We start from the raw sequence: 14,395 nt of genomic DNA, 5'->3' as shown, positions 1-14,395 counted from the left end.
GTTACTGCTTATTGTATTTTAAAATTAACGATTTGAAATATTCCACATAGTCAAGGATTAGCTGACCCTTAGCTGAACTCCAGTGATAATTAAAGTTTTGTCTTGTCATGCCCAAATCCTCAGCCAGGTCTTTCTGAAGTTTAGGAAAAAGTATTGCCTGATAGACTACTTTTGCCTGTTTAGCAGTCCATGACGTAATTATGTCATCAGCAAAACGAGTGACCAAATCCATGTCTTTATTAAAATCAGGCCATGTGGTCGATATGCTCAGCCTTTTTTTCCCGATGTTGTCAAACGAACGGCCAGATAATCTGAAAGCAACTCCATCACTAGTTACAATATTGTCGCTTTCAAAAGAAATGTCACCAATACCAATGGACAATCTTGCATCCCAAAGCTGCTGTTTGCCTGGAGTCATTGCTTTAAGTTTTGCTCTTAGCGCAATGGCTACAGCCAAGGCATAGTCTGGTTTATCAACAACTATTTGGAAACTATCACCTCGATACATTTCCAGATTGCAGAGAGTTAGAGGCAGAAAATCTGCAACGCATATATTCAATGCATCCAATACTGTTTGTCTCCATTCTGCAGCAATATTAGTGGAGTTTACTAGATCTCCTGTAATCACGCCTTTTATCATAAACTTGGATAATTTGATTAATTCTGATGCAAAGATAATATTTTTCTTTTGAAAAATCAAAGATATTACCTTGATTTTGTGTAATCAAGCTATTTTATTTGATTTCCGACCCATCGGATATGCTGTCACCATCCGTGGGAGTTATTCTTTGTCCCACAGATTTCACAGATTCACACAGATTCTTGGCTTGGATTTAAAGTCACGCAGATGCCGCAGATTCCGCAGATGATTGGTGATGTAATCCCCAAAACACCACAAAAATAGCGCCTTAATCGAAAAATATGGCACAAAGATGCTTCTTAATCGAAAAATATGGCCATCTTTGCAGAAAAATAAACGTTTAATTGAAAAATATGGCACAAAATAATACAATCCATAATATTCTGGAAGTAGTGGTAGGTACTGCCGACATCCGCAGTAGCTCCTCATGCTGTTAATAGAAAGGAGGTTATTATGAGAACTGCTAATGAAATAGTTTCCAAACTAAAGGAGCATCAGTCTTCTTCACCATCAAAATGGCGTAAGAATGCAGAATGGCGCATGGCTAATAAGTCATGGCTTCGCTATTCTCAGCATATTGCTATGATCATGCTCGATAAGATGGATGAATTAGGAATGACACAGAAGCATTTGTCTGAACTCATGGGGTGCAGTCAGCAATATGTGTCCAAGATTCTCAAAGGACAAGAGAATCTGTCGCTCGAAACACTGGCTAAGATTGAGCGTTGTCTACAAATACCAATTTTGGAGCACTTAGCCTAATGATACAATCCGGCGAAACAATAGAAAAAAGGGTCTATATGCCACGATGAACGGGTGGCATATAGACCTTTTTTGTTATCTTATACTTCCTTCCAGCCAACCAATCCCTTTCCCTTATCATCCAGCTCTATGGCAAGGGCGATAACTTTCCGCCTATCCGCCTTGAAAGGCTCGGCATACTGCCTGGCTTTCATCTGCTCCTCGGCAGCATCCACGCCACCGTTATTGCTCAGCTTCTGAAGTAAGTGCTGGCAATATCGTTTCATAAAGTGATTTTTTTACCTCTGAATTAGGGAACCCTAGCAAATAGATTCTATCCATATATCCCTTTATCGTAAGATACCCCGACTGATAGAGGAACAGTTCTGCTCCGCCATCAGTCACATCAGAACTCTCCAGAGTATCGCTAATTATCGGACAATACTCAAAATCTTTCAATCTCTTTTTAATATCATCTTCAAACTTAGAGAGTAGTGGCGATGTCCCGGATGAAAGCCAGTAGTTCTTCAAATCTGAATCTGCCAAGGCATTGATGAGGCAGAACGGATTGAATACATCCACCATATTACGGCGACTGAAGTGATAGCCACCATAATAAGAAGACAGTTGTATTGTAGCTTCATCGGATGTCCATCCTTTACATGCTGCCAATTTGTTGATTTCTGGTTTGAAATAACGGATAGCTTCTTCTTTTGTGATGCCACATAAGGCAGCATATTCTGAATCAAAACCAATGAAACTCAAATTGTTGAGACCTGAGGTTAGGGAGAATTGCGAAAATTTGGTGCAGGCTGTTATAAAGATAAAGTTTTCGAATTTGTCCATAGATTTGAGAATGACAAATACGTCTCTGTATATTGCCGTACATTTTTCGTATAACGGAGTCTTCCAGGAACGTTGCAATGGAGAGTCGTATTCATCAATGAGAATGACAACCTGCTCTCCGGTTTGCTCATAAGCAATCCTTACTATTTCAGACAGACGAGTAGCTAAGGAAGAGTCATTACTGACTTTAATCTCATATAAAGATTCATATTCCTGAAAGGTATAGTTCAGATAATCTTTCAGACTTTCCGGCTCTGCTCCTGCCTGACTCATATCGAGTCTGATGACAGGTCGCTTCACCCATTCCGTCTCCAGCTGCATGATCTTCAAGCCCTCGAAGAGTTCCTTCTTGCCCAGAAAGTAGGCTTCGAGCGTATCGACAAGGATGGATTTACCGAAGCGGCGTGGGCGGCTCAGGTAATTATACTTTTTCCCCCTGTTGGCAAGTTGCCAGATAATATCTGTCTTGTCAACATACAGGTATCCTTCCTTTCTGATTTCCTCAAAAGACTGGATGCCTACTGGCAATATTCTATCGTTTGTCTCTACCATAATTCCTAATCTGTCTTTAAATGAACTTTTCCGCAAAGTTACGGTTTTATTTTCAAACCCGCAAGAGATTTCGGGGAAAAGTTACAGAAAAAGACATGGTACTTCTGATACTTACCACTAACAGACAATCACACTTTCTTTACATACCATAAAATACACCCTGTGATGAGACTCCTTGAATATATGCGCTAAAATACGTATTTATATGTATCTTTATGTTAATTGTGGTGTCGCATTGGTACCAATGCGACACCTTGAACATAGGAAGTAGACACCTTTTTCGAAAATCACGACACCGTTTTTCGGGAAAAAATGCTATATTTGTACCTATGAAATAAAAAGTCTAAAATTTAAATAATTAAAGAATATGAGAACAAAACTTTACATGATTGCTCTTGTAGCAATGACCATGATTCTGGCGCTGTCGGCATGCTCCGAATCAGAAGACCTCCTCTCTGCATTCCATAGCGACCCTAACGCTGTGCGCATCACTGCGCAAGTAGGTAAAGCATCTGCCGATGGCTTCACCCGCAGCTTTCCGCTGGGGGATGCCGAAGCGCAGAAGAAGTTTAAAGATGGTGATATGATCAGCGTCCAGGCTGATGGCCAGGATGCCGTAACCTATCAGTTAAACAACAATGAATGGCAGCCGCAAGGCGACAAGTTCCTGAAATGGGAAAGCGAGACGATGAATTTCACCGCCTACTACCCTTCTTCGTTCAATGGTACCATTACCCAGCCTACGGAATACACCAGCGTAGAATCGCTTGCTGCCGCAGACTTCATGTCGTTTAGCGGTCCGCAAACCAATACCAACAATAGCAATAACCTCACACTCACCATGGAGCGAAAAATGGCGAGAGTGGTAGTAATGATTGATGGCTTCAAGGACCAGTATGCCGGAGCCAATATTGATAACGTCAATAGCCTCAGCATCTGTGGTGTGAAAGCGTATAAGCACAGCGATAACAAGTTCTATGCGCTCATCAAGCCATGCGCTGCCCAAAACTCCGCAACCTTCCTCTCTCTTGATGTATCAGAAGGAGCAAGCAAAACAACAACTGAAACGCTCGCCGGCATCCCTGCACTCGAAGCCGGCAAGAGCTACACCTATCAGCTCACCGTGGGTAAGGACAAGGTATCCGTTTCCGGTATTACCGTGAAAGATTGGACTACAGGTGAAATTACTGGTGGTAAAGCGGAATATAATCCAGACTTCACCTTTACGGCAGATACTAAGCAGACGTTTAAAATGATAACCAAAGGAAAATACACCATCTCAGGACTTCAGTATTCTGTAAATAATGGCGAATGGAAGAATGTTGTGGAAAATGAAGAAGTTACCTTCGGTGGAACAAATGGCACCCTTCGTTTACGTGGCACGAACATTTATGGAACAGCATCTAACTGGAGTAATTATTCAACCATCACATTTACTGATAAAAATGTGAAAGTAACTTGCACAGGCGACATCCGCACGCTGCTGGACTGGGAATACTATAAAACAGTAGATACCCAAAATGCCAGATTCTGTTTTTTGTTCTATAGCTGCGCAGCATTGACCTCTGCCCCAGAATTGCCTGCTAAAACATTAGCAAATTACTGCTATTATCATATGTTCGAAGGTTGTACAAGTCTCACGTCTGCCCCAGAATTAAAGGCTACAACGTTAGAAAAATCCTGCTATTCTAGTATGTTCTATGGTTGTACAAGCCTCACTTCTGCCCCAAAATTAAAGGCTACAACGTTAGCAGCAAGCTGCTATTCTAGAATGTTCTATGGTTGTACAAGTCTCACGTCTGCCCCAGAATTAAAGGCTACAACGTTAGCAGCAAGCTGCTATTCTAGAATGTTCTATGGTTGTACAAAATTGTCAACCGTCACTATGTTGGCACCAAGCGACCAAATTTCGAAAAAATCTGATTGCTGCTATAATTGGCTTAATAATGCCGGAACCGACAAAACCGTAAGTTCCCGCACACTCAAAGTAATGGATGCGGATGCCTATACTGCGTTGGAAGGCAAAGGTTATCTTCCTGACAACTGGAAGAAAGATGCAACAAATACTACCGTGCTGTATGAAAATAACGGAAAATAGAATAGAACCCATTAGATAATATATAATTTATAAATAAAGAATAAACATGAAAACAAAGTATTACATGATTGCTCTTGCAGCAATGACCATGACTCTGGGCAGCTGCTCAGACAGCGAGAATACAATAGGCACCGAGGCGCCTAAGTCAATCACCGTTTCTACAAGCATCGGCAAGATGACCCGTATCACTACGGACGCCAAGGGAACACAGACTTTCTCTGAAGGAGATGAAATCAGCGTGTATGCCTGGACAGGAAGTGCAGAAAATGTTCCTGCTGCCGCTGGAAGAGTGGTGAACAACGCCATCAACAAGCTCACTGACAAGGTTTGGGTGGCCACTCCACAGATGCTGTGGAAGAACAATGTGGATAAGCATTACTTCATCGGCATCTACCCTACCAAGAACGTTGACAACCTTACTGCCGACACCTATACCTTCAATGCAGAAAACCAGGCGGCAAGCGACCTGCTGGTGGCAGTAAACACCAATGGTCTCTCCTATACCAAGGATGCCAAGGATCCCGTGCAGCTCGAATTCACCCACGTGATGGCAAAGATGGTGGTGAACCTTTCCTACAAGAACCAGTGGGGCGGCACTCCTACCGTAAAGAACGTGGTGGTTTCGGATGCCATAAATGAGGCTACCATCAACTACCTCACCAAGGCAGTGACCACAACGACTACAGCCAAGGCTGATTTCGAGGTTCCTGCTACGGCAGCCAACACCCAGTATGTTTCCGTGCTCATTCCTCAGAATGGCATTCAGAAGATTGCCATCACCATCGGTGATAAGACTTTCATCTACGACAACAAAACTCCGTTCACGTTTGAGAGCGGCAAGATTACCACCATCAACCTGGAGGTAGGTCGTGACCAGGTGATTCTCGACGAAGTGAAGATTTCTGATTGGGAGAATGGCAACACCTTCCATGGCGAGGCATTCGATTAAAATCGGAGAAATATCAATAAGATAAGATTATAACATAACCTTAATTCCGCAACACTATTATAAATATAACTTTTTAAGTACCTGAGCAACAAAAAGTTGCTCAGGATTTTGTCATGTCAGATTTTTCACCTATCTTAGTGTTGCAAATCAAAATATGTATCAAACCCGACAGACATGGCAAAGAAAGCAATAAAATCTGAGAAACCACTCCTTTTGGAGGAATATTTGCAATGATGGAGCAATTTGACTCCACATTGTCATATGTAATTGACACAACCCTCGGTCTAAGATGCAGGCTGTATGGTTATCAATACAGCGAAATCATCCGTTCTCTCATGAGCATCTACTTCTGTGGCGGCTCATGTATTGAGGATGTCACAACTCATTTGATGCCCCATCTCTCGCTTCATCCGACACTTCGTACCTGCAGCTCTGACACTATCCTCAGAGCGATAAAGGAACTGACGCAGGAGAACATTTCATACACGTCAGATACGGGTAAGAACTACGATTTCAATACGGCTGACACCCTCAATACCTTACTGCTCAATTGTATGTGTGCAGCTGGTCAGCTGAAAGAGGGTGAGATGTATGATGTTGATTTCGACCACCAGTTCATAGAAACAGAGAAATATGATGCAAAGCATACATACAAGAAGTTCCTTGGTTATCGACCAGGTGTGGCGGTTATTGGAGATTTGATTGTCGGCATTGAGAACAGCGACGGCAACACAAACGTCCGTTTCCATCAGAAGGACACGCTGAAGAGATTCTTCGAAAGGTTTGAACAGAACAATCTTGTTATCAATCGTTTCAGAGCTGATTGCGGCTCGTGCTCTGAAGAGATCGTGGAAGAGGTTGCCACCCACTGCAAGACCTTCTATATCCGTGCCAACCGCTGTAGTTCGCTCTACAATGACCTCTTCGCTCTCAGAGGCTGGAAGAGGGGAGAAATCAACGGCATTGAGTTTGAGCTGAATTCCATTCTTGTAGAGAAGTGGAAAGGCAAGACATACCGGCTTGTGATTCAAAGGCGGAAACGGATGGACGGTGAGCTTGACCTCTGGGAAGGAGAATACACATACCGCTGCATCCTGACCAACGACTACGAGCCTTCCGTAAGAGAGATTGTCGAGTTCTATAACCTCCGCGGAGGAAAGGAGCGCATCTTCGATGACATGAACAATGGTTTCGGATGGTCCAGATTGCCCAAATCCTTCATGGCAGAGAACACAGTGTTCCTTCTTCTTACAGCACTTATCCGTAACTTCTACAAGGTCATTATCCAAAGACTTGACGTAAAGAGGTTCGGACCCAATAAAACAAGTCGCATAAAAGCGTTTGTCTTCAGATTTGTCTCTGTACCAGCCAAATGGATCAGAACATCAAGGTGGTATGTGCTGAATATCTATACCTGTAATAATGCTTACGCAGATGTATTCCAGACTGATTTTGGATGACGACTACAACTTATGGGTATGATACTGCGTATTGTCTCAAGTCGCATTGTGGGGTAAGGGGGTATTGTAGGCAGAAGTGGGTATTTCAGCCTCAATTTATCTAATAATTCAGTAATGAGAGAACGTGTACACGTAAATAGGACGATGAAGGACTTAGTTGCGGATTTGAGGCTTATGAAAAGCGTATTGCTTTCTCAATACATGCCGTTCCTCTTCGCTCAGCGACAGGAAATAGGCTTTCCATCCCGGACAGAAATTGATGTGCCATCGCCAAAAACGACCCAACAATGACTTGGGTGAACGGTCGTATCGCCGCCTCAGTGGGCACTGCTGACAGTTATGTTTCTTTTCCAATACTTTATCTATTTATCTTTCGTAAAACTCTCGTGGCAAAAATAAGGATTATTTTCAGTGATCAAGCACACAGTTCATTAAAAAAGAGAGGATTTGCTAAGATTCAGAATAACGACGAGCCATCGACCCCAACGGGAGTCGAACTTCAAGTAACCGCACATGATACAATGTGCGGGTCGAAGTGCCTTCCCAATCCACGACCCCAACGGAGGTCGAACCTTTCTACAGATTATATGGTTCGACCCCGTTGGGGTCGGATGTATAGGAGTCATCTGGCCATCCGCAAGTCTTTGACATTGCGGTTAACGGGGGTGAGACCCTTTTCAGGGTCTGTTTGTTTGCACACCTTCATTCTACATAAACGGCTAAATTCAAATATTAAAAGCGTTTACATATTGCAACGTATTTATCTGTTATGCTCCTATTAAATTGTTCTATATCCTTATACTTTTCAACTAAATCCTTTATCACAGGCGCATTTAAATCGACGTTTAGGGTATATTGAACAAAAGCACGTAGCATCTCATAATTATAATTTACTCAAGTTTCGGATTTAGGTTGAGAGGATAGATTTGGGCATAAAAAAGGCTTTGAGGATTTCCGTATGTCACGGAAATTTAGTAATTTAGAGGTGCCCAAACAACTAATTACAATCACTCAAAGCCATGAGCAAAATTACAAAAATTCCATCGGAGATCCGCAACTTTTTCACGGGAAAACGAATCAATCCCGCATTTTCCAAGTTTATGACCCTCCTTGAGGGGATGAGGATTTCAGACAAAGATCTCGGAGGGAAAAAACGTGAGAACTGTCAGCTTACCAACCTTCAACTTTTCCAGATCATATTGATTCTGCCGTTTATGGCCGTCCCGGGTTTTTCTCATTATGCCGGATCGTCAATCTCGAAACTGTTCGGGGGTAAGAAGGACCTACTCTATTCGTTTATGGCCAAGGACAATATAGACTAGCAACATCATCTGGCACATCGCCTGTCATCTCATCAAGGCCGTGACCATAAGGAAAGACTATCAAAAGAGCCATCTTCCGGCAGTGCTTATTGTGGATGATTCCGACCTGCCGAAGACCGGATTGAGGATGGAGTGTATTGGCAAGATATTCTCGCACGTGTTTCAGCGGTGCATTCTCGGCTACAAGCTGCTGGCCCTGTGCTGGAGCGACGGCCGCTCTCAATTTGTCGTGGACTTCTCGATTCACGGCGAGAGAGGGAAGGTCGATGGCAAGGAACAAGGTCTTACGGCCCGGCAGCGCGAGAGGCGCTACAACCGCAAGCGTGACAGAGACTGCCAGACCGAAAAACGCAAGGAAGAGTATTTCGTATCCAAGCTTGAGCGCCTGAAGAGCATGGTGAAGAGACCATTGGAGGATTGTTCGCCGATATATATGAAGGCGTACACGAGCTCACCGTCGTGGAAAAGATCTGGTCAATCATTATTGATGTAATAGCAATCGTGGCTGAGATTTTTACCATTGACGAGAACGAATTGATGGAGCAAATTATACGGGATAACCGCAGGTTCAAGGCCATGCAACTGATCGCTCAGACTGCATAAAACCTAAATCCGAAACTTGAGTAAAATACATAACTGTAATAATCTACTACTAATCTAAAATAAAGCGATTATAAGCTATCCTTTTTCCTGTGTTTGTTTTAAAGTTTTCATCTATACACTTTTTTATCTTTTCCTGTTCTTTTTCTTTATCCATAACCGTTAAATTTTCAAGCAAATCAGCTTCCCATTGTATTTGAAAATCAAGTCCATCAATTTTAGATGGAGTATGATGGTTGCCTATTATAAAGCATATTCTATCAATATTTTTGTTATAGCCTACCTTTTTTAATATTTCTTTCGCTACTTCTGGTCCTTCCTTTTCTTGATAGACACCATCAATAGAACCGTATTTTTTTGTGCTTCAACCGCACCAATATCATGTAGTATAGCAATAATACTGATGAATTCTTTTTCTTCCTCTCCGATATTTTCTCCTTTCATTATATCTTCTGCATTTTTCAAAACTTTGAAAGTATGCTCTATGCCAAAAGGAATTTCTTTGAATACTTCTTTCATCTCTATAATAATTTTTTCTTTAAACATAAATTACCTCCATTTATATCTTATAGGTGTTTTAGTTCTATCTATACACTTTTTTGTTCGCCGATACAATCAGCATCATGGGACGGCGCATTTCATCCTGCATCCCCGGAATATCCATCATGTTTTCCGGCGGCTGCGGCTCCACAATATGATTTATTATAAAACCATTTGAAAGCAGTGTATTTAGATATGTGGTCAGTGTTCTATGATATTTTGTAACCTTTTCTCCCAAAAACACAGCTGTCCGTTTGCCCTCATAATAATAATTATCCACCGGAAAATGCAGTATTTCTCCTTTTTCGTTATAATGCCAGTCTTGTGTTCCATAGGCAGTAAAAACAGGATGTTCAACCGTAAAAACTAGATTACCACCAGACTTCAGTATTCTATATATCTTTTTTACTAAAATCTCATAATCTGCTACATAGTGAAACGCAAGTGAACTTAATATTACATCAAAACTCTCCTCTGGGAATTCCACATCTTCTATAGCACAGCATTTATATTCAACCTGTGGAAAATGTGTTTTTTCTTTGGCTACCTCGAGCATTTTATGAGAAATATCAACACCTACAACAGAAGACGCTCCGTGTTCCATCGCATAAATACAGTGCCATCCATAGCCGCATCCTAAATCAAGCACACGCTTATCTTTAAAATCCGGCAGCAGCTTTCTCAATGTTTCCCATTCTCCTGCACCGGCTAGTCCCTGCTGTGAGCGACTCATTTGACTGTATTTTTGAAAAAATATATTATCATCATATTTGTTTTCTTTCATCTGAATTCCCCCTCGTTTAAAAAGTTATTTCTCTCCGTTCTTCTTCTCTTAGGTTATGGCAATGGTCTTATGTCAATATTTTTGTCTATCCAACCCCAAATCAACACTTCTGTCTATCCAACTATAAAAATTCATCTCTTTGCAGCCTCTAAAACGCGGAAAATCCGAGGACCTGGATTTACGTCCAAATCCTCGGATAAGCCTTATATTTCAAGCATTTTCACACTATCAATTATGTACTTTAGTCAACAGAACCACGCTCTCAACATGGCTCGAGAGGACAGAATGAATGTCATTTGAGCGTATCCGTTCTCGGAAACATATCCACTACGTTTTTGGCACTATCGGTAGGCGGGAACATATCCAATCTCTCTCTGGAATGTATACCATACTTTTAAAAGGCAGAATAGCATTTTAACTTATGCTACCCTACCTATAACTAAACATTTACAGTTGCATGTGGCCTATTGTTTTTAGCCGTTAAATATTTTATAACTATTAAATAGCGATACAAATTGTTCGAAACTAATATTGTTTATATCATATATTCTCGCATATTTTAAAGCTTTATTAAATTGATTTTTGTAAACAGTTTTTCATACTCTTTGTTAACCCATTTCATTACAAAAGTTTCATATTTTTTTCTCTCTTTAAATGCCATTTTTGCTGGCTTTCTTTTTAATACAATTAATGCGCTATCCACTTTAGGTTTTGGATGGAAATAATACCTGGGAATTTTTGCTAATATAGAAATATCTACCTCTGCCATTAACAGCAATGCTAGTGATCTGTTTGTATCTAATAACATTTTAGCAAAACCATATTCCACTATTAAATAACTTATTGTGGCTGAACTTTCAAAAACAATTTTTCGAATTATATTTGTGCTTATGTTGTAAGGTATGTTGCCAAATATTTTATATGGATTGTGGCTAGGAAATGTAAATTTTAGTATATCATCATTTACTATTTGATAGTTAGGATAATTTAAGAGCTTATTACGAGTTACCTCACATAATTTAGAATCAATTTCTATCGCCGTAACAAAATTACATCTCTTTACCAATTCAGCAGTAAAATGACCTTTCCCTGCACCTATTTCAAAGATGTTATCTTTTTCATCTAAACTTATGCAATTCATTATTTTTTCTATGTGATATTTTGAAGTAATAAAATTTTGACTATCTTTTATATTTACTTTGTTCATTATCCTTAATTCCGCAACACTATAGTTTAACATTATTTATAAGTGCCTGAGCAACAAAAAGTTGCCCAGGATTTTGCCATGTCAGAATTTTCACTTACCTTAGTGTTGCGAAAAGAAGACAAGCAAAACTCTAATATGACATGGCAAAGATACAAATAAAATCTGAGAAACTCACTCCTTTTGGAGGAATTTTTTCTATTATGGAGCAATTTGATGCTCTTTTAGCTCAAACCATAGATTCCACCTTGGGATTGAGATGCACTATGTTTGGTTATCAATATAGCGAAATTCTACGCTCTCTGATGTGCGTATATCTTTGTGGCGGCTCATGTATTGAGGATGTTACAACTCACTTGATGAAACATTTGTCTCTTCATCCAACTCTTCGCACTTGCAGCGCAGACACCATATTGCGTGCTATCGAAGAACTGACTTGTAAGAACATCACCTATAAATCTGCTTCTGGCAACTCCTATGATTTCAATACTGCAGACAAGATGAACTGCTTATTGATCAAAGCCCTGCTTGCTACTGGTCAATTGAAATCCGGTCAAGAGTATGATTTTGACTTTGACCATCAGTTCATTGAAACAGAGAAGCATGATGCAAAACCAACCTACAAGAAGTTCCTGGGCTATAGTCCAGGTGTGGCAGTCATTAACGACATGATTGTCGGTATTGAAAATAGAGACGGCAACACAAACGTGCGCTTCAACCAAAGAGAGACTTTGGAAAGAATCTTCAAGCGACTGGAGGCATCAGAAGTATATATATCCCGTGCCCGCATGGATTGCGGCTCATGCTCGGAGGAAATCGTAGATATGGTAGAGGCTCATTGCAGGCATTTTTATATTCGTGCCAACAGATGCTCTTCCTTCTACGATTCCATGTTTGCCTTGACTGGATGGAAAACTGTTGAAATCAACGGTATTGAATTTGAGCTGAATTCCATCCTTGTTGAGAAATGGAAAGGAAAACCGTATCGTCTTGTCATACAGAGACAAAGGCGAATAGATGGAGACCTTGACATTTGGGAAGGCGAATATACCTACAGATGTATACTGACTAACGATTACAAGTCGAGTGCAAGAGACATCGTGGAATTCTACAATCTTCGTGGTGGCAAGGAACGCATCTTCGATGACATGAACAATGGCTTTGGCTGGAATCGATTGCCAAAATCGTTCATGGCACAGAATACTGTATTCCTGCTTATGACAGCTCTCATCAGAAACTTCTACAAAGCTATTATGCAGAGATTGAAAACCCATGAATTTGGATTGCGTGCCACCAGCAGAATCAAGACCTTTGTTTTCAAGTTCATCTCTGTTCCTGCGAAATGGATTAAGACATCACGTAGGCATGTATTGAATATTTACTCAGACAACAATGCTTATGCCAACCTGTTCAAGACAGACTTTGGTTAAAGACCATGCTTTTCTGGTTAAACCAGCGTATTACCTCAAGTCGCTTTATGGGGTAAGGGGATTTTGTGTCTGCGACATTTCTGTTGTGCAAGAAATATGTACAATAAAATGAATTTTGTCGCTTTGCAAGCAAAATCCCACTAAACCCTATAGGTTGCGGATTTGAGGCATAACATTAAAAATAGAACGATTATGAAAGCTATCAAGTTTTTCGCAATATCAGCCATGGCTGCAGCCATGATTACCAGTTGCTCTAGCGAGGACGAACTGTCACAGAGCAATTATCCTAGTGATAACATCATCCGCGTTACTGCAGGAGTGAACAATGCCAAGACTCGTGCTGAGGGAGCAGGCACTCCACTGGAGAAGCCTTTATCTCTGACCGTGGTGAATAAGAACGAGAACGCCACTTTGGCTAAAAAATATACCTATGTTAATAAGGTGTTCACAAAGGATGATAATGGAGCTTGGAACTGCTCAGAGACACTGCTTTGGCAGAAAGACACGCAACCCGTAGATATCGTGGCTTTTGCTCCGGCTCCAAATGGCAAATTCAATGGTGTTTATGCTGAGGGAAGTACCCAGCCTATCCAGTCTATAACTTATAGCGTGGCTGACGACCAGTCTACATCGTCTGACAATAACGACTTGTTGTACTATTATGCAAAAGACTTCAAGCCTGGCACAAGTCTCGTGGATAAGAAGCTGAGTATCCAGTTCAACCATGCTTTCTGTATGATTGATATCGTTGTGACTTTGGGAACCGAGTTCAACAAGCCTGAGGTTCTTAAAGAATCCCCTATCGTAAAGGTGACCTTAGGAGGAACCAAAATTGAGGCAAGTGTAAATGTTACAAACGCTGCTAGTGTCGTAACAGCCAGCGAAGAAGCTGCTGCTACCGACATTACCACCACCAAAGGTTCCTTCACACCGGCTGAAAATGCAGATAAGAAAGCAGATCCAGAAAAGAACGCCATCTCACGTTTCTCTTGCATTGCCATCCCACAGACCGTTGGAGCCAACACCTTCAAGGTGTCTTTGATGACAGCCGGCAAGCTCTATGAATGGACTTCTGCAGAACCAGTCGAGCTGAAGAGCGGCTACAGATATACCCTCAATCTTAGCATGGGTAATGATGTGGTATTGTTGAAGGGTGGCAGCATCTCCGCTACTCCATGGACAGAAATCACTAGTGACAAGCCTCTTGAGACAGATTAAAGAATATGAAC

Annotated in this window: 12 protein-coding genes and 3 pseudogenes; 8 read left to right on the top strand and 7 right to left on the bottom strand. The window is 41.2% G+C overall.

The genetic code is table 11. The features are described 5' to 3' along the window. Position 1: 1 nt before the first annotated feature. Positions 2–700 (bottom strand): hypothetical protein, encoded by a 699-nt coding sequence (locus tag KUA49_RS17460; RefSeq protein WP_218413487.1) that lies wholly within the window; start codon positions 698–700, stop codon positions 2–4. A gap of 393 nt (positions 701–1,093) precedes the next feature. On the opposite strand from KUA49_RS17460, the gene KUA49_RS17455 reads away from it, so the two are divergent. Continuing rightward, entirely contained in the window at positions 1,094–1,402 is a 309-nt protein-coding gene (locus tag KUA49_RS17455; RefSeq protein ID WP_218413486.1) for a helix-turn-helix domain-containing protein, read from the top strand. Between the two features lie 80 nt (positions 1,403–1,482). Here KUA49_RS17455 and KUA49_RS17450 read toward each other — a convergent pair whose 3' ends face one another. Further along, complete coding sequence (locus tag KUA49_RS17450) at positions 1,483–1,668, bottom strand: hypothetical protein (RefSeq protein ID WP_256624933.1); 186 nt, start codon at positions 1,666–1,668, stop codon at positions 1,483–1,485. Continuing rightward, positions 1,625–2,779 carry an AAA family ATPase gene (locus tag KUA49_RS17445; RefSeq protein WP_256624932.1) on the bottom strand — a complete coding sequence of 385 codons (1,155 nt, stop codon included), beginning with the start codon at positions 2,777–2,779 and terminating at the stop codon, positions 1,625–1,627. Before KUA49_RS17445 ends, KUA49_RS17450 begins: the two co-directional genes overlap by 44 nt. A gap of 367 nt (positions 2,780–3,146) precedes the next feature. Here KUA49_RS17445 and KUA49_RS17440 point away from each other — a divergent pair, with 367 nt between their 5' ends. From KUA49_RS17440 to KUA49_RS17430, 3 genes and pseudogenes are all read left to right on the top strand, one after another. After that, positions 3,147–4,877, top strand: coding sequence for a fimbrillin family protein (locus KUA49_RS17440; RefSeq protein WP_218413485.1), 1,731 nt, complete (start codon positions 3,147–3,149; stop codon positions 4,875–4,877). Positions 4,878–4,923: 46 nt separating this feature from the next. Next, on the top strand, positions 4,924–5,826 hold the full coding sequence (locus KUA49_RS17435) for a fimbrillin family protein (protein WP_218413484.1): 903 nt from the start codon (positions 4,924–4,926) through the stop codon (positions 5,824–5,826). A gap of 174 nt (positions 5,827–6,000) precedes the next feature. Next, positions 6,001–7,286: pseudogene (locus KUA49_RS17430) on the top strand (IS1380-like element ISBaov1 family transposase). A gap of 153 nt (positions 7,287–7,439) precedes the next feature. Here KUA49_RS17430 and KUA49_RS17425 read toward each other — a convergent pair. Next, a complete protein-coding gene (locus KUA49_RS17425) occupies positions 7,440–7,640 on the bottom strand; it encodes a hypothetical protein (RefSeq protein ID WP_007837439.1) in 201 nt (66 codons plus the stop codon). Positions 7,641–8,305: 665 nt separating this feature from the next. On the opposite strand from KUA49_RS17425, the gene KUA49_RS17420 reads away from it, so the two are divergent. Continuing rightward, a complete protein-coding gene (locus tag KUA49_RS17420) occupies positions 8,306–8,608 on the top strand; it encodes a hypothetical protein (RefSeq protein ID WP_007664625.1) in 303 nt (100 codons plus the stop codon). Between the two features lie 40 nt (positions 8,609–8,648). Then, the gene (locus KUA49_RS17415) at positions 8,649–9,101 is read left to right on the top strand and encodes a hypothetical protein (RefSeq protein ID WP_007664626.1); all 453 of its coding nucleotides are present in this window, start codon (positions 8,649–8,651) and stop codon (positions 9,099–9,101) included. 159 nt (positions 9,102–9,260) lie between these two features. On the opposite strand, the pseudogene KUA49_RS17410 reads toward KUA49_RS17415, so the two are convergent. From KUA49_RS17410 to erm(G), 3 genes and pseudogenes are all read right to left on the bottom strand, one after another. After that, positions 9,261–9,754 (bottom strand): annotated as a pseudogene (locus KUA49_RS17410) (HD domain-containing protein). Positions 9,755–9,791: 37 nt separating this feature from the next. Then, positions 9,792–10,532, bottom strand: coding sequence for a class I SAM-dependent methyltransferase (locus KUA49_RS17405; RefSeq protein WP_007664628.1), 741 nt, complete (start codon positions 10,530–10,532; stop codon positions 9,792–9,794). Positions 10,533–11,005: 473 nt separating this feature from the next. Continuing rightward, positions 11,006–11,739: pseudogene (erm(G), locus tag KUA49_RS17400) on the bottom strand (23S rRNA (adenine(2058)-N(6))-methyltransferase Erm(G)). Positions 11,740–11,879: 140 nt separating this feature from the next. Between erm(G) and KUA49_RS17395 the strand changes: the two are divergent. Next, positions 11,880–13,166 (top strand): IS1380-like element IS942 family transposase, encoded by a 1,287-nt coding sequence (locus KUA49_RS17395; protein ID WP_055235773.1) that lies wholly within the window; start codon positions 11,880–11,882, stop codon positions 13,164–13,166. Positions 13,167–13,358: 192 nt separating this feature from the next. Beyond that, the gene (locus KUA49_RS17390) at positions 13,359–14,384 is read left to right on the top strand and encodes a fimbrillin family protein (protein WP_218413476.1); all 1,026 of its coding nucleotides are present in this window, start codon (positions 13,359–13,361) and stop codon (positions 14,382–14,384) included. Positions 14,385–14,395 lie beyond the last annotated feature (11 nt).

It is taken from the genome of Segatella copri (genome assembly GCF_019249655.2).
Classification (GTDB): Bacteria; Bacteroidota; Bacteroidia; order Bacteroidales; family Bacteroidaceae; genus Prevotella.
This window is presented reverse-complemented; position numbering and strand designations above follow the sequence as displayed.